The organism is Rhodococcus sp. 7Tela_A2 (genome assembly GCF_049311045.1).
GTDB lineage: Bacteria > Actinomycetota > Actinomycetes > Mycobacteriales > Mycobacteriaceae > Rhodococcus.
The window spans coordinates 45,863-69,145 of the sequence record NZ_JAXION010000002.1; the positions used below are offsets into that span (position 1 = coordinate 45,863).

The following is a 23,283-nucleotide window of genomic DNA, read 5'->3' on the forward strand; positions in this document are numbered from 1 at the left end:
GGCCCCGCGACGCGCAGACGGGCCCGGTGTGCAGACGTGCGCCGTGTTACCGTCGGGTTCTTGTTGCAGGTCGTGGTACCCGAGGAAGCGGATCGTGGCGCGGAGACGTGGATGGGGCGGGCGTCCTCCCGTCGACGACGAGGAGGCCACGCAGCGGATAGTCGCGGCAGCGGTCGAGCTGATCGCGCAGTCCGGAGCGGAAATCAGCATCGCCGACGTCGCTCAGTCGCTCGGCGTCATCCGTCAGACGGTGTACCGGTACTTCGCCAGCGCAGACGCGCTGATGCGTGCGGCGGCGATCGCGTCGGTCGAAGGATTCCTGGATCGGCTGGCCGACGAGGTGAGCGGTATCGGTGACCCCGCGGAGGCGATGGTCGCCGGGGTCGTGTTCACGCTCGCGGAAGTCCGTCGTACCCCACACCTGGGCATCCTGCTGTCGAGTACGTATTCGGACCCGCATCCGGAAGTAATCGCGTCGGGTGAGGCGCGCGCCTTCGGCATGACCATGATCCGGCGGTTCGACGTCGACTGGGAGAGCTACGGCTACGACGACGAGTCGCTCGGCGAACTGGTCGAATTCGTCCTGCGGACGATGCAGTCGTTCTTCGTCTCCCCGGGGGATCCTCCGCGCAGCGAGGACGAACTGCGCCGGTACCTGCGCCGGTGGATGGGTACCGCGATCCTCGCGCAAGAAGCCCCTGGGGTTGCACCCGCCGATGTGACCTAGGTAACATCGATCTTGCGAATCGAGCCGGAGACGTCCGCGGACGACAGAGAAGTGCTCGTGAAGCAGAGATCCGGCCCGGTACACGCGAGAGCGGAACCGGGCCGAACCCCTGTCGGGGGGCCTGCGACGAAAGGGATCAGGGTGGGGGAACGCATCACGACCGTCGTCCACAACGGATTGACGTTCGACATCCGGGACGACGGACCGATCGACGGCGAACGTGTCGTACTGCTTCACGGGTTCCCGCAGGATTCACGATCGTGGGACGGCGTGGCCGCATGGCTGCACGAGGCCGGATACCGCACCTTCGCGCCGGACCAGCGCGGGTATTCACCGGGCGCGCGTCCGCCGCGTCGCCGCGACTACCGGATTCCCCTGCTCGTCGGGGACGCCGTCGCGATCATCGAGCAGGTCGGCGACGGGTCGCCTGTCCACCTCGTCGGGCACGACTGGGGTGCGATAGTCGCGTGGGGAGTGGCTGCCCAGCACCCGGACCTCGTGCGGTCCCTCACCGCAGTGTCGGTGCCCCACCCCGCGGCGTTCCTTCGCGCGTTCGCCACGAGCACCCAGTTGTTCAAGTCCTGGTACATGCTCGCGTTCCAGATGCCGTGGGTCCCGGAACTGCTGCTGAGCAACGAGTCGGTCGGACGCTTCGTTCTGAGCCGGTCGGGCCAGCCCGACGCTGCGGTGACGCGCGACGCGGCGCGTCTTGCCGATCGATCCGCGGTGCGCGGTGGGGTGAACTGGTACCGGGCGATGCTGTGGAGCGACCCCAAGGCGACGCTCGAGTCCGTCACGGTGCCCACGCTCATGGTGTGGAGCGACGGTGACGTCGCCGTCGGGCCCGCCGGGGTCGAGGCCACGCCGCGCTATGTCTCCGGTCCGTACCGGTCGGAGACGCTCGCCGGCGTCAGCCATTGGATCCCGGACGAAGTCCCCGACGAACTCGCCCGCTTCGTCGTCGAGCACGCCTCCGCCCACAGCTGACGGAGGCGGGCTCTCGACGGAGGCGGGCTCTCGACGGAGTCCTAGGCGCGCAGGCGCTCGCGCCGCAGCAGGTCGACTTCCGGAAGATCGAGCGGCGGTAGTGAATCCACGCCCAGTGCCTGCGCGATCAGGTGGTCGGCGAGTTCGGGATTGCGCGCCAGCACCGGTCCGTGCAGATAGGTGCCGATCACCGAACCCTGTACTGCGCCTTCGAGTCCGTCGCCGACACCGTTGCCGACGCCGCGGGACACGCGTCCCAGGCCTGTCGCACTCGACCCGAGAGTTGTTCCGCCTCGGTGGTTCTCGAAGCCGGTCAGCGGCTGGGTGAGACCGTCGACGACGGGCTGTGTGACGATCTCCCCGATCGAACGGACCTCTTGCGGCGACGTCGTCACGTCGAGGAGGCCGACACCGTCGACGCGTTCTCCCGACGAGGTCTCGTACCAGTGGCCGAGCACCTGGATGGCGGCGCAGATCGCGAGCACGGGCGCGCCGCGGCCGGCGGCCTGCTGCAGACCCGGATAACGCTGGAGATGCCGCGTGGCGAGTCGCTGCGCGGCATCTTCGGCTCCGCCGAGCGTGTACATGTCGAGCGACTCGGGCACCGGGTCGCTCAAACCGATCTCGATGACTTCGGCGTCATAGCCGCGCATGCGCAGGCGCTGCCGCAGCACGAGGGCGTTTCCGCCGTCGCCGTAGGTGCCCATGACGTCGGGCAGCACCAGCCCGATCCGAACGGTCGAGTCAGACATGGGCCGTCCTCCTGGAGATTTCGGTGTTGAGATCCCGGAACGCGGTGTAGTTGGCGAGCACCTCCACCCGCCCGGGCGGGCAGGAGGCGATGGCCTTCAGCGGGTCCGGAACGAGAGTGTGGTCGACGCCCGCGTAGGTGAGGCGCACCGCAAGGTCGGTGCCGCGCTCGCCCGCCGCGACCACCTGTACTCCCTCGAAGTGTTCGAAGCGCACATCCCACAGCCAGGACAGGTCTTCGCCGTCGGGCACCTGGCCGTTGACGGCGATGACGAGTCCGTCGACGGTCGGATCGATCATCGACAGCGCTTCTTGCCAGCCCGCCGGATTCTTGGCGAGCAGCATGTGGACGGAATGCGGGCCGACCTGGACGGTTTTGTACCGGCCCGCGACCTCGTCGACAACTGCTGCTGCGGCGACCGCGTCGGCAGGGTCGGCGCCCAGCGCGACCGCGGCCGCGACCGCCTGGGCGGCGTTTCCGCGGTTGGCCTTGCCGGGCAGTGTCAGCTTCAACGGCAGCACGAGGCCGTCCGGCCCGTACAGATTGTCGTCGTCGACCCACCAATCAGGTTGAGGCCGAGCGAAATCGGATCCAGTGCTGTACCAGTGGACGCCCTCGCGGGCGATCGGTTCCCCGGTGCGGGGGCAGCTCACCGAATCGTTCGCCCATCCTGCGCCGGCGGCCACCCACACGACGTTCGGGTTGTCGTACGCGGCCGACGTGACGAGCACGTCGTCGCAGTTGGCGATGATCACGGCGCCGGGGTGCCGCTGAAGGCCGGCGCGTAGCTTGCGCTCGATCATGTTGATCTCGCCCACGCGGTCGAGCTGGTCGCGGCTGAGATTGAGCAGGACTATCGCTTCGGGGGCGAGAGCGTCGGCCACGTGCGGGGTGTGCAGCTCGTCGACCTCGATCGCGGCGAGAGGCGCGCCGAGATCGGAGGCGAGGGCCGCCACGATGCCCGCGTCCATGTTCGCGCCGTCCGCCTGCGTGACGGTCTTGTCGATCGTCTCCAGGGCGGCGGCGGTCATCCGCGTCGTGGTCGACTTGCCGTTGGTGCCGGTGACGAGCACCGTGCGGCGTCCGTGGCCGACCTGCTTCATCAGCGTCGGCTCGATCTTCAGGGCGATGAGCCCGCCGATCATCGACCCCTTGCCGCGTCCGGCTTTCTGGGACGCCCAGGCGGCAGCTTTCGCGGCGCGCAGGGCGAACCGGCCGCGCGCGGTGATTTCAGTGCTAGTTCCCACGTCGGCGAGTGTTCCACAGCCACCCCGAAGCCGCCGACGGCGGCTTGCCAACTGTGTCAGGAACTACGGGTGGGCTCCGCCGTCGCGGCCAAGGCGTGCGACTTGAGCGCCTGGAACTCGTCCTCGGTGATGGTTCCGGCGTCCAGCAGCGCCTTCGCGTCGGCGATCTGGTCGGCCGGGGACTTGCCCGCGACCTCGCGGATGTAGTTGTCCTGCGCGGATTTGATCTGCGCGGCCTCTCGCGCCGACCGCTCGGCCATACCGCGACCGTGGACCACCAGGTACACCAGGCCGGTGAGCAGCGGGAAGATGAAAAGGAATACGATCCAGATCGCCTTCACCCATCCGGACTGGTCGCGGTTGGCGAACAGATCGCTGATGATCAGCCACAGCATGATCAGATACGCGATGAACGCGAAGCACACGATGATGTACCACATGATGTCCCAGAACTCCACGGCGATCCCCTTACTCGTAGGACGAGCTCAGTGGTCCGGGGATGCGTACCGAACCGACCACGCGGCGGTACCCCGGGAACTTCCCGCAGAGTACCGCCGCGTGGGTCGGGACATCGGCCGAATCGGCCGACTGATCAGCTGGCGCGGTTGACCGCCGAGACGACCGCCCGCAGCGACGCGACGGTGATGGACGAGGCGATTCCCACGCCCCACACCAGCGTCGTGGTGCCGTCGGGACGGGTCACGTCGGCCTCGACGTAGGCGGCGGCATTCGCGTCGTCGCCGGCGGACATGGCGTGCTCGGAGTATCCGCGTACGGCGACGCGGTAGCCCAGCGACTCGAGGCCGTCGACGAAGGCGGCCAGCGGGCCGTTGCCCGTACCGGTGATCTCCTTCTCGACACCGTTGACCTTGAGGATCGCGGTGATGGTGTCTTCGCCCTCGTCCGTCTCCGCAGCCGTGACCTTCTGGCGGATCCGCTCGAGCGGGGTGATGGGAGCCAGGTACTCCTCGTGGAAGATGTCCCACATCTCCTTGGGGCTGACTTCGCCGCCTTCCCCGTCGGTGACGGCCTGCACGGACTGCGAGAACTCGATCTGCAGGCGACGCGGCAGATTCAGGCCGTGGTCGTGCTTCATGATGTAGGCGATGCCGCCCTTGCCGGACTGCGAGTTGACGCGGATCACGGCCTCGTAGCTGCGGCCGACGTCCTTCGGGTCGATCGGCAGGTACGGCACGGCCCACGTGATGTCGTCGACATCGGAGCCGGCCGCATCGGCGTCGGCCTTCATGACGTCCATGCCCTTGTTGATCGCGTCCTGGTGGCTACCGGAGAACGCCGTGTAGACCAGGTCGCCGCCGTACGGGTGCCGCTCGGGGACGGGCAGCTGGTTGCAGTACTCGACGGTGCGGCGGATCTCGTCGATGTTCGAGAAGTCGATCTGCGGGTCGACCCCGCGGCTGAACATGTTCAGGCCCAGCGTCACCAGGCATACGTTGCCGGTGCGTTCGCCGTTCCCGAACAGGCAACCCTCGATGCGGTCGGCGCCGGCCTGGTAACCCAGCTCGGCGGCTGCGACGCCGGTCCCGCGGTCGTTGTGGGGGTGCAGCGACAGGATGATCGAGTCGCGTCGGGCCAGATTGCGGTGCATCCACTCGATCGAGTCGGCGTACACGTTCGGGGTGGCCATCTCGACGGTCGCCGGCAGGTTGATGATCACCGGGTGCTCGGGGGTGGCGCCCAGGGTCTCGACGACCGCGTCACACACTTCCTTGGCGTACGACAGTTCGGTGCCGGTGTAGGACTCGGGGGAGTACTCCCACCGCCAGTTGGTGTCGGGGTAGTCCTTCGCGGTCTCGATCACCAGTTCCGCGGCGTCGGTCGCGATCTTCTTGACCGCGTCCTTGTCGGCGCGGAACACGACGCGGCGCTGCAGGATCGACGTGGAGTTGTAGAAGTGCACGATCACGTTCTGTGCACCGACACATGCCTCGAAGGTGCGCCGGATCAGCTCGGGACGAGACTGCGTCAGCACCTGGATGGTGACGTCGTCGGGAATTGCATTGTCCTCGATGATTTCCCGGACGAAGTCGAAGTCGGTCTGGCTCGCGGACGGGAAGCCGACCTCGATCTCCTTGTAGCCCATCCGCACCAGCAGATCGAACATCCGCCGCTTGCGGGCCGGGCTCATCGGATCGATGAGCGCCTGGTTGCCGTCACGCAGGTCGACTGCGCACCAGCCGGGCGCGCGGTCGATGATCTTGTCGGGCCAGGTGCGGTCGGGCAGCGAGACCGGCTCGACTTCCTCGGCGAACGGCCGGTACCGGTACGTCGGCATCGACGAGTTCTTCTGGGTGTTCCACGCGGGCTGATCGGCGGGCGCGGGCTTGCTCGGCGGGGTGATGGTGCGCGAACCGGAGGTGAAAGCGTCGGCGGGTGACATGACGTATCTCCAAAGAGGTGGGACCGGTGGGTCCAGATCAGGATATCGACCGGCGCGTAGAAACCCCGCGACGGGAAGCCGGTCTGGTCAGATCCCGCCGCGGCGGCCGAGGAGAAGCGCGCGCTGCATGCCAAGCAGTGTAACGCCACGACACTTCATTGCACCGCCGGCCCCCGCTTTGTCCGAAAGGGCTCCGATTGTTCGTCGTCTTTGCAGAGGGGCTTCCCGCCTCTTTCCGAGCGGCCTTCGACGCGTACGCCGGTCCGGCGATCGTCGGCGGCGGTGCGCTGTATCCGGTGGCCGAAGCGGCGACCGTCAGGAACACCGGTGGCACCCCGCTGGTGACGGACGGTCCGTTCGCCGAGTCGAACGAGGTCGTCGGCGGGTTCTGCATCTTCGAGGCGGACGATGTCGACGCCGCTCTCGACCTCGTGCGCCGGATCCCCGACATGGACAACGGCTACATCGAGTTGTGGCCGATGGTGGAGTGGTTCTCCACGCCGCACAGCGCCGGATGCTGGCTTGCACTGCTGCGCGAACCCGCCGGCGGCGCGGACGATCCGGGTACCCCGGCGTGGGACGAGGGTGCGGCCGCGCACGCCCGATTCACGGAAGCGGCCGGCTCGGCGGTGCGCGCGGGAGGAGCACTCCGACCCCCGTCCTCGGCGACCACGGTTCGCACGAAGGGCGGCGAGGTGATGCTGACGGACGGGCCGTTCTCCGAAACCACCGAGATCGCCAACGGACTGTACGTGTTGTCCGCGCCGGATCGCGCCACCGCTGTGCGACTCGCGCTGCAGATTCCGATGGGTCCCGGGGGATGCGTCGAACTACGCCGCATGGTCGACGAGTAGCGGACTGGCCGTATGGACGTCGCCCGGGTGTTTCGCGCGGAGCACGGCCGCGCGGTAGCAGCGGTGACGCGATTCACCGGCGATCTCACCCTTGCGGAGGACGCGGTTCAGGACGCCTTCGTCGACGCATTGCGGGCCTGGCCGGACCAGGGCGAACCTGCGAATCCCGGCGCGTGGATCACCACCGTTGCGCGTCGGCGTGCCCTGGACAGGATCCGCCGGGAGGCGGCCCGCGACGGAAAGGAGGTCGCGGCCGTGCGGTGCGGCGATGTACTGGGGGCGTTCGAGGAGGAGGTGCCGTGGGTGCGTGACGACGAACTGCGGTTGCTGTTCACATGCTGTCATCCGGCGCTCGCGCGCGACGCCCAAGTCGCTCCCACGCTCCGTCTGGTGTGTGGGCTGACGGCCGTCGAAATCGCCCGGGCGTTCTTGCAGGCGGAGCCGGCCGTGACTAGGCGCCTCAGCCGCGCGAAGGCGAAGATACGCGATGCGGGGATACCGTTCCGGTCACCTCCGGAACACCTTCTGCCCGAACGTGTTCCGCAAGTCACCACCTGCATCTACCTGGTCTTCACCGAAGGTTATTCCGCGACCTCCGGTGACGCACCGGTCCGAGAGGATCTGTGCGCGGAGGCGATTCGGCTCGGACGGCTGCTGTGTGACCTGATGCCCGAGCAGCGGGAGGCGTGGGCACTCCTCGCGTTGATGCTCCTGCACGACAGTCGGCGTCACGAGCGAGTCGGCGCCGACGGACCGGTGCGACCGCTCGAGGAGCAGGATCGCGGGCGGTGGGACCGGGACCGCATCCGGGACGGCCTCGACGCGCGCGGGTGGCTCCGCGGGGCCGTACCTGCCCCAGGCGGTGATCGCCGCCGTCCACGCCTGCGCTCCGACCTGGCACTCGACCGACTGGGCCACCATCGTCGGCGCGTACGACCACCTGCTGGAGTTGTCGGGATCTCCCGTGGTGGCGGTCAACCGCGCGGTGGCCCTCGGGTTCCGGGATGGGTGGCACGCGGGGCTCGCAGCCCTCGAGGCACTGCCCGAAGATCCGCGATTGCGCAGGCTGATCGAGCCTGCCCGCGCAGATCTGTTGCGGCGCGCCGGGCGTTGGGCCGACGCCGCCGACGCGTACCGCGCCGCGCTGAAGACCACGGGCAACGAGGCAACGGCCCGGTTTCTGCGACGACGGCTCGAGGAGGTAGACCGGTCGAACGTTCGGGCGGCCGGTTCGTGACGCCGACGGCGACCGCCCTTTGTTGCGCACGACACTTTCCCGATGGGCCCGACCGGCCCCCACACAGCCATCGGTAAGCTTGGCCCCTGGACTTGTTCCCAAGACCCGGAGGTTCGACAGCGTGGCACTCGTCGTCCAGAAGTACGGAGGATCCTCGGTCGCGACGGCCGAGCGGATCCGGCGCGTCGCTGAAAGGATCGTCGAGACCAAAAAGGCGGGCAACGACGTCGTGGTCGTGGTGTCCGCAATGGGTGACACCACAGACGAACTGCTCGACCTCGCTCATCAGGTGTGCCCCGTGCCCCCGGCGCGAGAGATGGACATGCTCCTCACGTCGGGCGAGCGAATCTCGAACTCCCTGGTCGCGATGGCTATCCATTCTCTCGGTGCCGAGGCCCGCTCGTTCACCGGCTCGCAGGCCGGCGTGATCACCACGGGCAGCCACGGCAACGCGAAGATCATCGACGTCACACCCGGTCGTGTCCGCACGGCCCTGGACGAGGGCAGCATCGTGCTGGTCGCCGGGTTCCAGGGTGTGAGCCAGGACAGCAAGGACATCACGACCCTCGGTCGTGGTGGCTCCGACACGACCGCCGTCGCTCTCGCCGCCGCACTGGAGGCGGACGTATGCGAGATCTACACCGACGTCGACGGTGTGTTCACCGCGGACCCGCGGATCGTCAAGGACGCGCAGCGGCTCGAGAAGGTGTCCTTCGAGGAGATGCTCGAGCTCGCCGCGAGTGGCGCCAAAGTCCTGATGCTGCGGTGCGTCGAATACGCCCGCCGCTACAACGTGCCTGTGCACGTTCGTTCGTCGTACACCACCAAGCCCGGCACCATCGTGTCCGGATCGATGGAGGACATCCCTGTGGAAGAGGCACTGATCACCGGCGTTGCGCACGATCGCGGCGAAGCGAAGATCACCGTGGTCGGTCTGCCGGACACCCCCGGCTACGCCGCCAAGGTGTTCCGTGCGGTCGCCGACGCCGACATCAACATCGACATGGTGCTGCAGAACATCTCGAAGGTCGAGACCGGCAAGACCGACATCACCTTCACCCTGCCCACCTCCGACGCTCCGCGCGCGGTCGAACTACTCACCAAGCGGCAGGAAGAGATCGGCTTCACGCAGGTCCTCTTCGACGACCACATCGGCAAGGTCTCCCTCGTCGGCGCAGGTATGAGGAGCCATCCCGGCGTCACCGCCAAGTTCTGTGAGGCACTCGCCGACGCCGGCATCAACATCGATCTCATCTCGACCTCCGAGATCCGCATCTCGGTCCTCGTCGACGACACCGAACTCGACGAGGCGGTGCGTGCCCTGCACGCAGCGTTCGATCTCGGTGGTGCCGAGGAAGCGGTCGTGCACGCAGGGACGGGGCGATAGACATGACCACCATTGCTGTTGTGGGTGCCACCGGACAGGTCGGCATCGTCATGCGCACGCTCCTCGAGGAGCGGAACTTCCCGGCCGACAAGGTCCGGTTCTTCGCCTCGGCTCGCTCGGCCGGCAAGAAGCTTCCCTTCCGGGGTGAGGAAATCGTCGTCGAGGACGCCGCCGCGACGTCCGACGAGGACCTTGCGGGCATCGATATCGCCCTGTTCTCCGCCGGTGCGACGTTGTCCCGGGCCCAGGCTCCGCGCTTCGCTGCCGCAGGCGCGACCGTTGTCGACAACTCGTCGGCATGGCGCAAGGATCCCGACGTTCCCCTGGTCGTGAGCGAGGTCAACCCCGAGCAGGCGAAGAATCCGCCGAAGGGCATCATCGCGAACCCCAACTGCACCACGATGGCCGCGATGCCGGTCCTCAAGGCGCTGCACGACGAGGCGGGCCTTCAGCGTCTGATCGTCTCGAGCTACCAGGCGGTCTCCGGCAGCGGTATCGCCGGTGTCGAGGAACTGCTCGGCCAGGCCCGCGCGGTCATCGACGACGCGGAGAAGCTGGTGCACGACGGCGGCGCGGTCGATTTCCCCGCACCCGACAAGTACGTCGCACCGATTGCGTTCAACGTGCTGCCGCTCGCCGGCTCGCTCGTCGACGACGGTTCCGGCGAGACCGACGAAGACCAGAAGCTGCGCAACGAGTCGCGCAAGATTCTGGGTCTTCCGGATCTGCTCGTGTCCGGAACGTGCGTGCGCGTGCCGGTCGTGACGGGCCATTCGCTGTCGATCAATGCGGAGTTCGAGCGGCCCCTGTCGGTCGAGCGTGCGCAGGAGATCCTCGCCTCGGCTCCGGGTGTCCGGCTCGTCGACGTGCCGACCCCACTCGCTGCAGCCGGTGACGACGTCTCGCTGGTGGGCCGCATCCGCCAGGACCCGGGTGCGCCCGAGGGTCGTGGACTCGCGTTGTTCGTCTCGGGCGACAACCTGCGCAAGGGCGCTGCGCTCAACACCATTCAGATCGCGGAGTTGCTCGTCTGATCTCCGGCACCTCGGTACTCGAGCGAGTGGATCATCCCGCAGGGGTGGTCCACTCGCTGCTTTTCGTCCAAGGGTTCGCTGCGAGCGCCCACCTAGGATGGCCGGTGTGACGTCCATTCGTTCCGCGACCCTCGACCGCATCGCACCGGCGACCCTCTACCGCATCGTGCGGTTGCGCACAGAAGTGTTCGTGTACGAACAGGGGATCGTGTCCGAGCCGGAACTCGACGGCCTCGATCTCGAGCCCGGCACGACGCACTACTGGATCGAGGAGGGCGACGATGTGGTGGCGACCCTCCGGGTCCTCGACGCCGACGGACCGGTCATCCACATCGGGCGGGTCGCGACCGCGAAGAAGGCCCGGGGCAGGGGTCTCGCTGCCCGCTTGATCGAGTCGGTGATCGACGACCATCCGCAACCCGTCGAGATCCTGGCACAGGCGTATCTCGAGGACTGGTACGGCCGCTTGGGTTTCGAGCGCACCGGCCCGAATTTCATCGAGGCGGGTATCGACCACCTACCCATGAGGCGGCCCGGTCGCTGAACCGTCCGTAAACAGGTTTACATACAGTCTGGATTGTTTGTTGGTTTACCGTTACGATCCGTAGCGTGATCCACGACACTGTGCCCGGCGCCACACGAACTCAGGCGCAACGAACAGCGGCCACTCGCGCGAAATTGCTCGACGCAACCGTGGAATCCCTCGTCGAGCAGGGATATGCGGGCATCAGTACACAGGGCATCGCCACCCGTGCCGGTGTCTCCCGTGGCGCACAGTTACACCACTTTCCCACCAAGGAATCGCTGGTCGTGGCGGCGATCGAGCATCTGGTGGAAAAGCGGCTGCAAGAGATCCTCGAATCCGACCCCGACCCGGAGTACGGATTCGAGGCATTGTTCGACGCGTTCTCCGGACCCTTGTTCGACGCGGCACTCGAACTGTGGGTCGCGGCCCGGACGGATCCGTCGCTCCACGCGGCGATGATCCCGCTGGAACGTAAGGTGTCCGACGCGCTGCGCACCGGTTGCCTCGAAATCATGGGCGACCGGGTGAGTCCCGACATCATCGACCTCGCCATAGAGCTGGCGCGAGGTGTTGCCGTCTCCGCCCTGATGCGTACCCCTGAATCCGATCGAGAGTTCCGGGAGCGTCTCCTCCCGGTCTGGAAGGCCCTGGTGTCGAAATGAGTCTCGCGATGCTCCCCGACCACGTGCACACCCTTGTCGTGGGCGCCGGCTTCGGCGGAATCGGAATGGCCGCAACCTTGCTGCGCCAGGATCCGACCGCAGATGTTCTCGTCCTCGAAAGGGGAGACGACGTAGGCGGTACGTGGCGGGTCAACACCTACCCCGGCGCCGCATGCGACGTCCCGAGCGCGCTGTACTCGTTCTCCTTCGCGCCCGAACCCGATTGGTCGCGTGCCCACGGCACCCAGGAAGAGATCTACGCCTACCTCCGGCGCGTTGCTCGTGACGAGGGTGTCACCCAGCGCACGATGTTCGGATGTGAACTGCGGGAGGCACAGTGGGACGCCGCCCGCGCAGTGTGGTCGGTGTCGACGTCCCGCGGTGACCTCACCGCAGACGTGCTCGTCGCCGCAACCGGCGCCCTCTCGACGCCCACCTACCCGAAGGTTCCCGGACTCGAGATGTTCCGGGGCAAGACCTTCCACTCCGCCGAATGGGACCACGACCACGATCTCACCGGTGAACGCGTCGCGGTGATCGGCACCGGGGCATCGGCCATCCAGTTCGTTCCCGCGATCGTCGACCGCGTCGCCCACCTCACCCTGTTCCAGCGCACCGCGTCGTGGGTCATGCCCAAGCACGACCACGCCATCGCGCGCTCGGTCCGGTCGCTGTACCGCCGCTTCCCCTTCACCCAGAAGCTCATGCGGGGCGCCGTATACGGGCAGAAGGAAATCTACGTCGTGGGTATGACGAAGCCGTTCGCCCGCAAATACTTCCTGCCGTTGTTCGAGCGCCGCGCCCGGCAGGTGCTCCGCAAGCAGGTACAGGACCCGGCACTGCGCGAGCGGCTCACACCCGATTTCGCGATCACCTGCAAGCGGATCCTGCTGTCCAACGAGTGGTTCCCCACCATCACGCGGTCCGATGTGAGCGTGGTGTCGTCCGGGCTGACCGCGGTGACGGAGAACGGCGTCGTCGACAAGGACGGCAACGAGTACCCGGTGGACACCATCATCTTCGGCACCGGCTTCACGCCGACCGAACCTCCCGTCGCCCACCACATCCGCGGAACCGACGGCCGTACACTCGCCGAGACGTGGGACGGCAGCCCCGCGGCCCACCTGGGAATCTCGGTACACGGGTTCCCCAACCTGTTCCTCGTCTACGGACCCAACACCAACCTCGGACACAGCTCGATCGTGTACATGCTCGAATCGCAGGCCGCATATATCGCCGACGCGTTGCGCACCATGCGATCCCGCGGGATCGCCGCCCTCGAAGTGACCGGGGACGCGCAGCGCCGCTACACCGACGAACTCGATCCGATCCTCGAGGGGACGGTCTGGAACGCCGGAGGTTGCAGTAGCTGGTACATCGACGAGAAGGGCCGCAACTCCGTGATGTGGCCGACGTTCACATGGCATTACCGTGCGCGCACGAAGCAGTTCGATCTCGAGAACTACACGCAGCGGACCGCCGCGGCAGGAGCAACAGCATGACCCACTTCGACGTTCTCGTGATCGGCTCCGGATTCGGAGGCAGTGTCGCCGCGTTACGGCTGACCGAAAAAGGCTACAAGGTAGGCGTTCTCGAAGCGGGCCGTCGCTTCTCGGACGAGGATCTGCCGAAGACCAGCTGGCGGCTGCGCAAGTACCTGTGGGCACCGGCACTGGGGTGTTACGGAGTCCAGCGCATGCACCTGCTTCCCGACGTCCTGGTGATGGCCGGTGCAGGCGTCGGCGGCGGCTCGCTCAACTATGCGAATACGCTCTACAAGCCGCCCACACCCTTCTTCCGGGACCCTCAGTGGGGGCACATCGACGACTGGGAGGCCGAGCTCTCCCCGTACTACGATCAGGCCGCCCGGATGCTGGGCGTGCGCCCGAACCCCACCACCTCTCCCGCCGACAAGGTGATGCGCGAGGTCGCCGAGGAGATGGGCGCCGGTGAGACCTTCGTGACCACGCCGGTGGGCGTGTTCTTCGACGAGCCCGGCAAGACCGTGGCGGATCCCTACTTCGGAGGTGCCGGACCCGAGCGCACCGGCTGCACCGAATGCGGAAGCTGCATGACCGGGTGCCGGGTCGGGGCAAAGAACACCCTGGTGAAGAACTACCTGTACCTCGCGGAACGCGCGGGCGCAGTGATCCATGCACTGACCACGGTGACCCGGGTGGTTCCCCGCCCCGGTGGTGGCTACGAGGTCCACACCCGGAGCACCAACGGCATTCGTAAGCGCCGCACCGTGTTCACCGCCGACCAAGTGGTCGTCGCCGCCGGCACCTACGGCACCGCACGCCTGCTGCTCGCGAGCCGCGAGACCGGGGATCTGCCCAACCTGTCGCGCACCCTCGGAACGGTCGTGCGTACCAACTCCGAGGCGGTACTCGCGGCGACCGCCCGGAATCGCGACGTGGACTACACCGGGGGTGTGGCGATCACCTCGTCGTTCCATCCCGACGATCACACCCATATCGAACCGGTGCGGTACGGCAAGGGAAGCAATCTCATCGGGATGATCCAGGCGATGCTCGTCGACGGTGGCGGCCGGGTGCCCCGCCTGGTGAAATTCTTCGGTGTCGCGGCCCGGAATCCGGGTGCGTTCCTGCGGAATCTGTCCGTGCGGAACTGGTCGGAACGTACCGTGATCGCGCTGGTGATGCAGACGGACGACAACTCCCTCGAACTGAAGACCAGGCGCACCCCGCTCGGTCGCGGGCTGACCAGCAAGCCGGGACCGGGGGAGCGGCCTCCGGAGTGGATTCCGGTCGGGCACGACGCGATCCGCCGCATCGCGCAGAAGATCGGAGGCGACCCGGGCGGTTCGATCGTCGACCTGGTCAACATCCCGATGACGGCGCACTTCCTCGGCGGCTGTGCGATCGGTGATTCTCCCGAACGCGGCGTCGTCGACCCGTACCTGCGTGTCTACGGGCACGACGGTCTGCACGTCGTCGACGGGTCTGTCGTCAGTGCCAACCTCGGGGTCAACCCGTCGCTGACGATCACCGCGCAGGCCGAGCGGGCGATGGCGTTGTGGCCGAACAAGGGCACGAACGACACCCGGCCCCCACTCGGCGCACCCTACGAACCGGTGACCGCGGTTCCACCCGTGAAGCCGACGGTCCCTGCCGGCGCTCCTGCTGCGCTCCGGCTCCCGATCCATCCGATTCGACGAAAGGACGCAGACCGTGCTGTGGAAAGTGCCTGAGAGCGCAGACGAGCGCACCGAATGGCCGACGTCGCCGCCCCCGCCGTGGCCGGCAGCGGTACGGGCGACGTTGTGGTGGCACCGCAGTACGCCTGCCGCCGCGGAATACGGGCCCGACGGCCCGACCCTCCCGATCACTCTCGCGATGATGGTCGACTACCTGGATTCCCCGGTGGGGCCCTATCGCGAGATCCTGGCCAGCCCGGTGTTACGACGGGGACTGATCCCGGCGATGGCGGTGCCGTTCATCGCGGTCGATTCCGAACCGTCGGTGCACGGCGGCCGGGCGCACTGGCGGTTGCCGAAGGTGCTGGCGACGTTCTCGGGCGATGTGCTCGGCGACTTCTCCGCAGCCGGGGGAGGATGGAAGGTCGCGACCTCGGCTCGCCCGCGCGGCCCGGAACTTCCGATCATCGGTGGCCTCACCTTCGCACAGCCCGGTGACGACGGTTCGATCTCTCGCGCGACCGCACGACTGCGGGGCAAGTTCCGATACGCACGGGTCGGGGTGGAGGCGGAAGGGCCGACGCTGAGCCGCTGGCTGCGTCCGGGAACCCACCACGGCATCGTCATCACCTCCGGACAGATGAGCACCGGACCTGCGAAGTAGACCGGTATGCCCTTTTCTTGACTAATTCCAGAAAAGGGGCATACTGGGTCCCATGCAACGAATGGACGGGCACCACTTCGACCCCACGGAACAACTGCGTTCCGCGGGCCTGCGGGTGACGGCTCCGCGAGTTGCCGTGCTGGGAACGGTTGCCGAGCATCCTCATTCGGATGCCGACCACATCGCCGCCCGAGTGCGGGAGACTCTCGGATCCGTGTCCACCCAGGCTGTATACGACGTTCTGAAGGCGTGTGTGGGTGCCGGACTGCTCCGGCGAATCGAACCTGCCGGATCGGCGGCCCGGTACGAGACGCGCATCGGCGACAACCACCACCACCTCGTCTGCAGGAACTGCGGTTCGGTGGTCGACATCGACTGCGTCGTCGGCGCGGCGCCGTGCCTGACCCCATCCGACGACCACGGTTTCGTCGTCGACGAAGCCGAAGTCACCTTCTGGGGCCTGTGCGCGAACTGCCGCTAGCCGTTCCCTGCACCCCCGCTCATCTTTCATCGCTTCACCAGCACGGACTCGCTTCTCGCGGCCCGTGCCGATCACGCACACCCGAAATCCGGGCATGCAATTCGGAGGACACTGATATGTCGAACACCCGGTTCACCACCAACGACGTCGGTATTCCCGTCGCCAGCGACAACGAATCGCTCACCGCGGGAACCCAAGGGCCGATTCTCCTGCACGATCACTACCTGATCGAAAAGCTCGCACACTTCAACCGTGAGCGGGTGCCGGAGCGTGTCGTGCACGCCAAGGGCGGCGGAGCATTCGGCGAACTGGTGGTCACGGAAGACGTTTCCGCGTACACCAAGGCAGCACTCTTCCAGCCGGGTGCGAAAACCGAGTCGCTCGTGCGCTTTTCCACGGTTGCGGGCGAGCAGGGCAGTCCCGACACCTGGCGTGACCCCCGCGGTTTCGCCGTGAAGTTCTACACCGAAGACGGCAACTACGACATCGTCGGTAACAACACCCCGGTCTTCTTCATCAAGGATCCGATCAAGTTCCCGGACTTCATCCACTCCCAGAAGCGGTTGCGGGGCTCGGGTCTCCGCGACCACACGATGCAGTGGGACTTCTGGACCCTGCGCCCGGAGTCGGCACATCAGGTGACCTGGCTCATGGGCGACCGCGGCATCCCGCGTTCGTGGCGGAACATGGACGGTTTCGGTTCGCACACGTACCAGTGGATCAACGCCGACGGTGAGCGGTTCTGGGTGAAGTACCACTTCAAGACCGATCAGGGCATCGAGTTCCTGACCCAGGCGGAAGCCGACACCCTTGCCGGCACCGATCCGGACTTCCACCGGGCCGACCTGTACAACGCGATCGAGCGGGGCGACTTCCCCAGCTGGACGCTGCACGTGCAGATCATGCCGGTCGCCGAGGCGGAGACCTACCGTTTCAACCCGTTCGATGTCACCAAGGTCTGGTCGCAGAAGGACTACCCGCTCGTCAAGGTCGGCACCTGGACCTTGAACCGCAACCCGCGCAATTTCTTTGCCGAAATCGAGCAGGCGGCGTTCGCGCCCTCGAACGTCGTTCCCGGAATCGGGTTGTCGCCCGACAAGATGCTGCTCGGCCGCGTGTTCTCCTATGCCGATGCGCATCGCTACCGGATCGGCGCCAACCACGCCCAGCTTCCGGTGAATGCACCGAAGAACACCGTCGACTCCTACTCGCAGGACGGCACCATGACGTACCGGTTCAACGACCCGGACACGCCGGTGTACGCGCCGAACAGTTTCGGTGGGCCGCACGCCGATCCCGAGCGTGCCGGCGACGACGGGCTGTGGACGTTCGGTACCGAAGCGGTGCGCGCCGGATACATCGAACACCCGGAAGACGGAGACTTCGTTCAGGCCGGCATCCTCGTCCGCGAGGTTCTCGACGACGAGGCGCGCGACCGGCTGGCGAACAACATCATCGGCCACGTGCTGGGCGGGACCTCGGAGGCACTCTACGAGCGCATCTTCGAATACTGGCGCAACGTCGACGCGGAACTCGGCAAGAAGGTCGAGGAAGGCGTGCGCGCGGGAGCGTAAGCGCTCCTCGTCTGCCTTTCGGCGCATTCGAACATCCGTGTGACGGGTGGGTCGGGTGTGATTGCTAGGTTGATAGTCCGGCCCCGGTGGCACGTCCCCCCGGGCCGGACTCGATTCCGTGCGTCGAAAGGTGTTGTGCGAGATGGTGATGGGCCCAACCCATGCAGTGTCAGGGGCGCTCGTCGGCCTCATCGTCGCCGATGTGCTTCCCCGCGAATGGGGCGGGCCGACCTCGACGGCCGAGGCCTTCGCGTTCGCGGCCGTCTGTTCCGGCGCAGCACTGTTACCCGACCTCGACACGGCGCAATCGACCGTGTCGCGTTCGTTCGGCCCGATCAGTCAGGTCGCGGCGCGAGGGATCGACAAGGTGTCGCTGGGGTACTACTCGATCACCAAGGGCCGGCGCGACGGAAAGCGTCGTGGGGGCCACCGCACGATGACCCACACCGCGCTGTTCGCTGCTCTGCTCGGTACGGGGGTGTCCCTGCTCGTCGCGCGATTCGACCGGGCAGCAGTCATCGCGGTCCTCTTTGTGACCCTGGGCCTGGCATTGCGGGGGTTGTTCGGTAACTGGGCAAAGAAGAACGGATGGTTCACCGTCACGGCTGTCGCGGCGGTGCTGTCGATCCTCACGTGGCGATGGTTCCCGGGGGAGGTGGGGTCGACCGGGCTCGGTGTCGCGGTGGCGCTGGGATGCGTGACGCACTGTATCGGCGACGCCATCACGAAGGAGGGGATTCCCTTCCTCGCGCCGTTCGTTCCGTGGGGAGGTTCCCGCTGGTGGGAGATCAAACTCCCGAAGATGATCGCGATCAGGGCCGGAGGGCCGTTCGAAATGGGGATCCTCGGGCCCGCACTGACCCTCGCGACCGTGGCCTTTGCCGTGTGGTCCATCGACGGTGCTCCCGAGTACATCATGGAAACCCTCGAGGCTTCCGGTCTCGCGTTCTAGCCCCGCGTTCTGACGAGGTAGCGCCGCCTCGAATCCGGGCGGGTCCGAACCCGGGGACTGTCGGTTGGCCGGGCTATGGCCTAAAAAGAGAACTTGTTCTATTTTTAGGCCATAGCCCGGCTCGTCCCGACAGAACGGAGCTCGCCACCGTGAGCATTCGCGCCTCCGGCCCCATCCTCAGTCGCCGTGGACTTCTCGGTGCCGCGGCCGGCGCCGCGCTCGTGATGGGGACAGGGTGGAGCCACGCGGGTGCTGTGCCGCTCGGCGATCCGGCCGCGACCATCGCGGCGCCCCCGAACTTCCCCGCGGACATTCCGCTCGCGCAGCAGCGATTCGTCAACTGGGCGAAGACGATCGAATTCGACGCAGTGTGGACCGCGACTGCCCGTGACGCCCAGGACATCGTGCGGCTGGCCGACTGGGCGCGGATCCACGGCTTCCGGATTCGGCCGCGGGGCTCCATGCACAGCTGGAGCCCCCTCACCCTCGAAGCCGGGCAGAACGTCGAGAAGGTCGTCCTGGTGGACACCATGTCGCAACTGAATTCTGTATCGGTCGATCCCACCGGCTATCCGGCGACGGTCACCGCCGACGCCGGCGCGAGCATCGAAGCCATCCTGAGCGCCCTCCAACGAGAGGGGCTCGGCTGGGCGAATTCCCCGGCCATCGGGGACATCTCGATCGCCGGTGCCCTGTCGATCGGAGCACACGGCTCCACGTACCCCGCCGCCGGTGAGACGGTCGTTCCCGGCCAGTCGTTCGGGTCGCTGTCGAACCTCGTGCTCGCCCTCACCGCCGTCGTATGGAACGACGCCGCGGGGTCTTACGAACTGCGCGAGTTCCGTCGCTCCGACGCCGAAATCACGCCCCTGCTCGCGCACCTCGGACGAACCTTCGTCACCTCGGTCACGTTGCAGGCCGGCGCGAACTACCGCGTGCGCTGCCAGAGTTCCACCAACGTGCCGTGGCGCGAACTCTTCGCCCCGCCCGGTGCGCCGGGCCGCACGTTCGAAAGCTACGTCGAACAACACGGACGCGTCGAAGCGATCTGGTTTCCCTTCACGGAGACGCCGTGGCTCAAGACCTGGTCGGTCAGTCCGGAGAAACCGGCAGAATCGCGTGAGGTCTTCGGCCCCTATCCTTACGTGTTCTCCGACTCCATCCCCGAACCGGTGACCGATGCGCTCGCTCAGGTGGCGAGCGGCAACCAGGCCATCACCCCCGCGTTCGGTGCCTCTCAGTTCGGCGCGGTCGCAGCGGGACTCGTGGCCACCGACACCAGCGATCTGTGGGGATGGTCGAAAGACCTGATGTTCTACCTTCGGGCCACCACGTTGCGGGTCGTCGCCGGTGGAGGCGTGGTGGTGACCCGGCGCGAGAACATCGCGCAAGTCATCCACGAATTCACGACGTGGCTGCACGAGCGGATGACGTACTACGCGTCGCTCGGGCAGTATCCGGTCAACATGCCGTTCGAGGTCCGGTTGTGCCGCATCGACGACCAATCCGAGGTCCTCACCGATTCGGCAGGCGCTCCCAATCTTTCACCGGTACGTCCCCGGCCCGACCGTCCGGACTGGGACACCGCGATCTGGATGAACGTCGTGTCGATTCCGGGCACCGCGGGACTGTCCGCCTTCTTCCGCGAGATGGAACAGTGGATGGCCGACCGCTACTCGGGCGACTACGCGACCTTCCGATCCGAATGGTCGAAGGGGTGGGCCTTCGACAACGAGGGCGGGTACCGCGACGCCGGTTTCCTCGGCGGCACCATCCCCGCGATGTATCGCGAGGGCTTGTCGTCCGACGAGGGCTGGGACGCCGCCCTGGCGGCGTTCGACCGCAACGACCCCCATCGCGTGTTCAGCAACGACTTCCTCGACCGTCTGCTGCCCTGACCTCACCCGGGGTGCGAAATCCGGCAGTGCGAGCTCGAGAACATAGGGATAACGCCCGTAGGCGCCGCCGCCGGGCACGAAAACCGCGTCCGCGCGGCGCTCCGGGTGCAGGCCCATGATCTTGACCTGCGGCGAGACGTAGACGGGCACTCCTGCGGAGACCAACACGGCGAGGGTGCTGCTCGCTTTTCCCCGAACTGGGAACCGTATCCGCGCCAGACTCGGCGACTCCGTTCCTGCCCGTCTGCCAGCGGCGCCACGCCAACGTGCCCCACCCAGATTACAGGATTCTGGTCCTAAAACAGCCATTAAAAGAGACTTCTAGACTGTTATTCCCGGGTGGGGCGGCCGGAGGAAGCTTCGTTTGCTTCCCTGCGCTGTGCAGTCAGCGTGGGACGTTTGCAGCAGCTGGACGGGGGATCACTCCACGTCTGCTCCCTCGTCGGGGGTCACCAGTTCGGCTTGATGGGGTGCGGCCGGCACCCACACACGGAGCGGCTGCACCACGTCGCGATAGAACGCCTCGGCAGACGAGGTGACGCTGTTGATGAACCCTGCAGCTGTTCCCGACCGACGGCTACCCATCGGAAACGACTGCTCGAGTGTGAAGGAGACAATTTCGCCGGTGCGGCCCTCGATGAGAGTCTTCGCATTCGTCCGAATCGTATCCAGATGCTCGCATGCTTCGTTGCCTCGCTCAGCGAAAACCGCTTCGACCCGAACGTTCCCAGGCGCGTCTTTGATCTGTTTGACCAGCCATGACACGCGTCGTGTCGAAGTTCCTTCATCCGGAGCGGCGACACTTATCCGGCATTGAATCTTGTTGGTCCGAATATCCGCCAGTACCACGAGGTCACCCGCTGTCTCCGGTATCCGCAAGACCGCCTCGAAAGTTCCGTCAGTGGCGAGGCGGTCGGCAAGGTAGGAATTGCGCGCATCCGGATCGTTGCTGAAACGTCGCGGCAGAATGTGCTTGACCGTTACTCCGAGTTCGGCCGTGAATCGGAGCGCGAGATGGCGCGCGAGCGCCACCCAGGTGCCGGAGACTATTCGGGCTTTGGAGTCACCTGCCCGCAGGGTTCCAGCGGCGACGGCATCGCGTACGGCGACCCAGTGCCGTCCCATATCTACGAACTCGGCGGCGCCGCTGCGGGGGTGGTCGAGGTAACGGAGGAATTCACGCAAGATCCAGTCCTGCAGCGGGTTCTCGATACTCCCGTGGGAGAGAAGCATTCGAGCCTCGTGAGCAACCTCGGACCAAGACAGGTGTCGCAGCGCAACCTTGGCGAGTTTGCGTCGATCGACCTCGACGGGCAGCTCTCCTGCGCTGGCGGGAATGTCGTTCGACAGGCTGATCACCACGTCGTACTTCTTTCGCCGAGCGACATCGAGATAGTTCTCGAGTTGCTCTCGCTTGAGCTTGCCGCTCCCGGTCTTGACTTCCAGGAGCCCGGTCCACAGGCGAGAACCTCGGGACACCTTGAGTACAGCGTCGGGGATGACTCGGGATTCGCCGCGCTCGTAGGGAACTTCGAGGTACCCCTCGAACGCTCCGGCGGGCGCACCTACGCGAGAACAGATAGCGCGTGCAAACACAGGCACCGCCTGCATGGTGGCGACGAGCGCAGATGTTGCGCGACGTTCCTGTTCTTCCCCTGCCCCGATACCCGCCACGGAGAACAACCGTGCAGGTTGCCAACTCTCCTGCTCGGCGAGGGTGAATTCGATCGGTTTGGTCCGCTTGGCGACGCGTTTGGAGGTGCGCACCCCCGAGTCGGAAGTTTTGCGGGCACGGCCTTCTTCGAGTGTGGCGACCTCGACGACGACGACGGCTGCGGTCGAGTCGGCGGACGTCTCGGTGGGGTGGGATTCCTCGTTCGCGTCGGGTGTGGCTGCGTCAGCGGTGTCCGGCTCCTCGTCGACGTCGACACCGAAGTCCTGCGCGAGGCCGGTGAGTCCTGAGTCCCAGCCTTGGCCTACAGCCCGTACTTTCCATTCGTTGTTTCTGCGGTACACCTCTCCGAACAAAAAAGCCGATTCTGTATTCGCCTCCGCGGTGACATACTCCGCGAGCGCATGACCCGCACCGTCGACAACCCGAAGGGTCAGCTTGCCGAGGTCGCCGAACGTGCCAGTGTGGACGCTTCCGGCCAGCGCGATTCGTTGTACGTCGGTGGGTACAGTCGTCAAGTCGATCGCTATCCGGGCCTGTGCGCCGCTTTCGGTGGAACTTGTGCCCAGAAATCGGACGGATCCGTCCGAAGATTCCGTCTGGTTGTAGAAGACGAAATCCGCGTCCGACCGGACCTTTCCCTCCGCGGTAAGGAGGAGCGCTGATGCGTCCACCTCTATTTCCGATTCGGTCCACCCGATAACCACGTCGATTTGAGACAGGTCTCCGGGCAGGGGGATGTTTTGTCCTTTGGACAGAACAGGGAATGTCACTTTCGGTCCTTTTCCTCGCGCCGAGTGGGACCACCCGGATTTGCTCACTCGCGCTTAGATCGAAAACGAGCCCCGAAGTGTTTCACCCTCACGTGGGGGACACCACTGCGTCCGGAGAGGTGCGGCGGAATGCAATCAGGGCACCTTCTCCGTGAAGAGAAGATGCCCTGATGAGTCCTTCTACGAGTCGGGGTGGCGGGATTCGAACCCACGACCTCTTCGTCCCGAACGAAGCGCGCTACCAAGCTGCGCCACACCCCGTGATGAACCTCGGCTAGCTTACATCACGACTCGGG

At 66.4% G+C, this 23,283-nt stretch carries 19 protein-coding genes, 1 tRNA gene and 1 pseudogene; 15 read left to right on the forward strand and 6 right to left on the reverse strand.

Annotated features, from left to right (window positions below):
- Positions 1 to 94 precede the first annotated feature (94 nt).
- Positions 95 to 727, forward strand: a complete 633-nt coding sequence (locus tag TVH25_RS00665; protein ID WP_378528315.1) for a TetR/AcrR family transcriptional regulator — start codon at positions 95 to 97, stop codon at positions 725 to 727.
- 141 nt (positions 728 to 868) lie between these two features.
- Positions 869 to 1,714 carry an alpha/beta fold hydrolase gene (locus tag TVH25_RS00670; protein WP_422423124.1) on the forward strand — a complete coding sequence of 282 codons (846 nt, stop codon included), beginning with the start codon at positions 869 to 871 and terminating at the stop codon, positions 1,712 to 1,714.
- Between the two features lie 41 nt (positions 1,715 to 1,755).
- Here TVH25_RS00670 and TVH25_RS00675 read toward each other — a convergent pair whose 3' ends face one another.
- The 4 genes from TVH25_RS00675 to leuA all read right to left on the reverse strand — a co-directional run bounded on the left by TVH25_RS00675 (position 1,756) and on the right by leuA (position 6,113).
- A complete protein-coding gene (locus TVH25_RS00675) occupies positions 1,756 to 2,466 on the reverse strand; it encodes a type 1 glutamine amidotransferase (RefSeq protein ID WP_378528317.1) in 711 nt (236 codons plus the stop codon).
- Positions 2,459 to 3,712, reverse strand: a complete 1,254-nt coding sequence (locus TVH25_RS00680) for a MurT ligase domain-containing protein (RefSeq protein WP_422423125.1) — start codon at positions 3,710 to 3,712, stop codon at positions 2,459 to 2,461. The genes TVH25_RS00675 and TVH25_RS00680 overlap by 8 nt, the downstream gene beginning before the upstream one ends.
- A 56-nt stretch (positions 3,713 to 3,768) precedes the next feature.
- A complete protein-coding gene (locus TVH25_RS00685) occupies positions 3,769 to 4,170 on the reverse strand; it encodes an SHOCT domain-containing protein (RefSeq protein WP_422423126.1) in 402 nt (133 codons plus the stop codon).
- Between the two features lie 134 nt (positions 4,171 to 4,304).
- A complete protein-coding gene (gene leuA, locus TVH25_RS00690) occupies positions 4,305 to 6,113 on the reverse strand; it encodes a 2-isopropylmalate synthase (protein WP_422423127.1) in 1,809 nt (602 codons plus the stop codon).
- Positions 6,114 to 6,310: 197 nt separating this feature from the next.
- Between leuA and TVH25_RS00695 the strand changes: the two genes are divergently transcribed.
- From TVH25_RS00695 to TVH25_RS00755, 13 genes and pseudogenes are all read left to right on the forward strand, one after another.
- Complete coding sequence (locus tag TVH25_RS00695) at positions 6,311 to 6,967, forward strand: YciI family protein (protein ID WP_422423128.1); 657 nt, start codon at positions 6,311 to 6,313, stop codon at positions 6,965 to 6,967.
- 12 nt (positions 6,968 to 6,979) lie between these two features.
- A pseudogene (locus tag TVH25_RS00700) lies at positions 6,980 to 8,204 on the forward strand (RNA polymerase sigma factor).
- A 121-nt stretch (positions 8,205 to 8,325) separates the two neighbouring features.
- Entirely contained in the window at positions 8,326 to 9,591 is a 1,266-nt protein-coding gene (locus TVH25_RS00705; RefSeq protein ID WP_422423129.1) for an aspartate kinase, read from the forward strand.
- A gap of 2 nt (positions 9,592 to 9,593) precedes the next feature.
- Complete coding sequence (locus TVH25_RS00710; RefSeq protein ID WP_422423130.1) at positions 9,594 to 10,625, forward strand: aspartate-semialdehyde dehydrogenase; 1,032 nt, start codon at positions 9,594 to 9,596, stop codon at positions 10,623 to 10,625.
- Between the two features lie 106 nt (positions 10,626 to 10,731).
- The gene (locus tag TVH25_RS00715; RefSeq protein WP_422423131.1) at positions 10,732 to 11,169 is read left to right on the forward strand and encodes a GNAT family N-acetyltransferase; all 438 of its coding nucleotides are present in this window, start codon (positions 10,732 to 10,734) and stop codon (positions 11,167 to 11,169) included.
- 65 nt (positions 11,170 to 11,234) lie between these two features.
- A complete protein-coding gene (locus tag TVH25_RS00720) occupies positions 11,235 to 11,813 on the forward strand; it encodes a TetR/AcrR family transcriptional regulator (protein WP_422423132.1) in 579 nt (192 codons plus the stop codon).
- Positions 11,810 to 13,315: a flavin-containing monooxygenase gene (locus TVH25_RS00725; protein WP_422423133.1), complete on the forward strand. Its 1,506-nt coding sequence runs from the start codon at positions 11,810 to 11,812 to the stop codon at positions 13,313 to 13,315. The genes TVH25_RS00720 and TVH25_RS00725 overlap by 4 nt, the downstream gene beginning before the upstream one ends.
- Positions 13,312 to 15,027 (forward strand): GMC oxidoreductase, encoded by a 1,716-nt coding sequence (locus TVH25_RS00730; RefSeq protein WP_422423134.1) that lies wholly within the window; start codon positions 13,312 to 13,314, stop codon positions 15,025 to 15,027. The genes TVH25_RS00725 and TVH25_RS00730 overlap by 4 nt, the downstream gene beginning before the upstream one ends.
- Positions 15,020 to 15,637, forward strand: a complete 618-nt coding sequence (locus tag TVH25_RS00735; protein WP_422423135.1) for a hypothetical protein — start codon at positions 15,020 to 15,022, stop codon at positions 15,635 to 15,637. The genes TVH25_RS00730 and TVH25_RS00735 overlap by 8 nt, the downstream gene beginning before the upstream one ends.
- Before the next feature lie 61 nt (positions 15,638 to 15,698).
- Positions 15,699 to 16,118, forward strand: a complete 420-nt coding sequence (locus tag TVH25_RS00740) for a Fur family transcriptional regulator (protein WP_206037334.1) — start codon at positions 15,699 to 15,701, stop codon at positions 16,116 to 16,118.
- 116 nt (positions 16,119 to 16,234) lie between these two features.
- The gene (locus TVH25_RS00745; protein ID WP_422423136.1) at positions 16,235 to 17,692 is read left to right on the forward strand and encodes a catalase; all 1,458 of its coding nucleotides are present in this window, start codon (positions 16,235 to 16,237) and stop codon (positions 17,690 to 17,692) included.
- 142 nt (positions 17,693 to 17,834) lie between these two features.
- Positions 17,835 to 18,644, forward strand: a complete 810-nt coding sequence (locus tag TVH25_RS00750; protein WP_422423137.1) for a metal-dependent hydrolase — start codon at positions 17,835 to 17,837, stop codon at positions 18,642 to 18,644.
- Between the two features lie 224 nt (positions 18,645 to 18,868).
- Entirely contained in the window at positions 18,869 to 20,542 is a 1,674-nt protein-coding gene (locus tag TVH25_RS00755; RefSeq protein WP_422423156.1) for a cholesterol oxidase substrate-binding domain-containing protein, read from the forward strand.
- Positions 20,543 to 20,962: 420 nt separating this feature from the next.
- Here TVH25_RS00755 and TVH25_RS00760 read toward each other — a convergent pair whose 3' ends face one another.
- Together TVH25_RS00760 and TVH25_RS00765 are read right to left on the reverse strand one after the other, a co-directional pair.
- Positions 20,963 to 22,987, reverse strand: a complete 2,025-nt coding sequence (locus TVH25_RS00760) for a TerD family protein (RefSeq protein ID WP_422423138.1) — start codon at positions 22,985 to 22,987, stop codon at positions 20,963 to 20,965.
- Positions 22,988 to 23,174: 187 nt separating this feature from the next.
- A tRNA-Pro gene (locus TVH25_RS00765) sits at positions 23,175 to 23,248 on the reverse strand.
- Between the last annotated feature and the right edge of the window lie 35 nt (positions 23,249 to 23,283).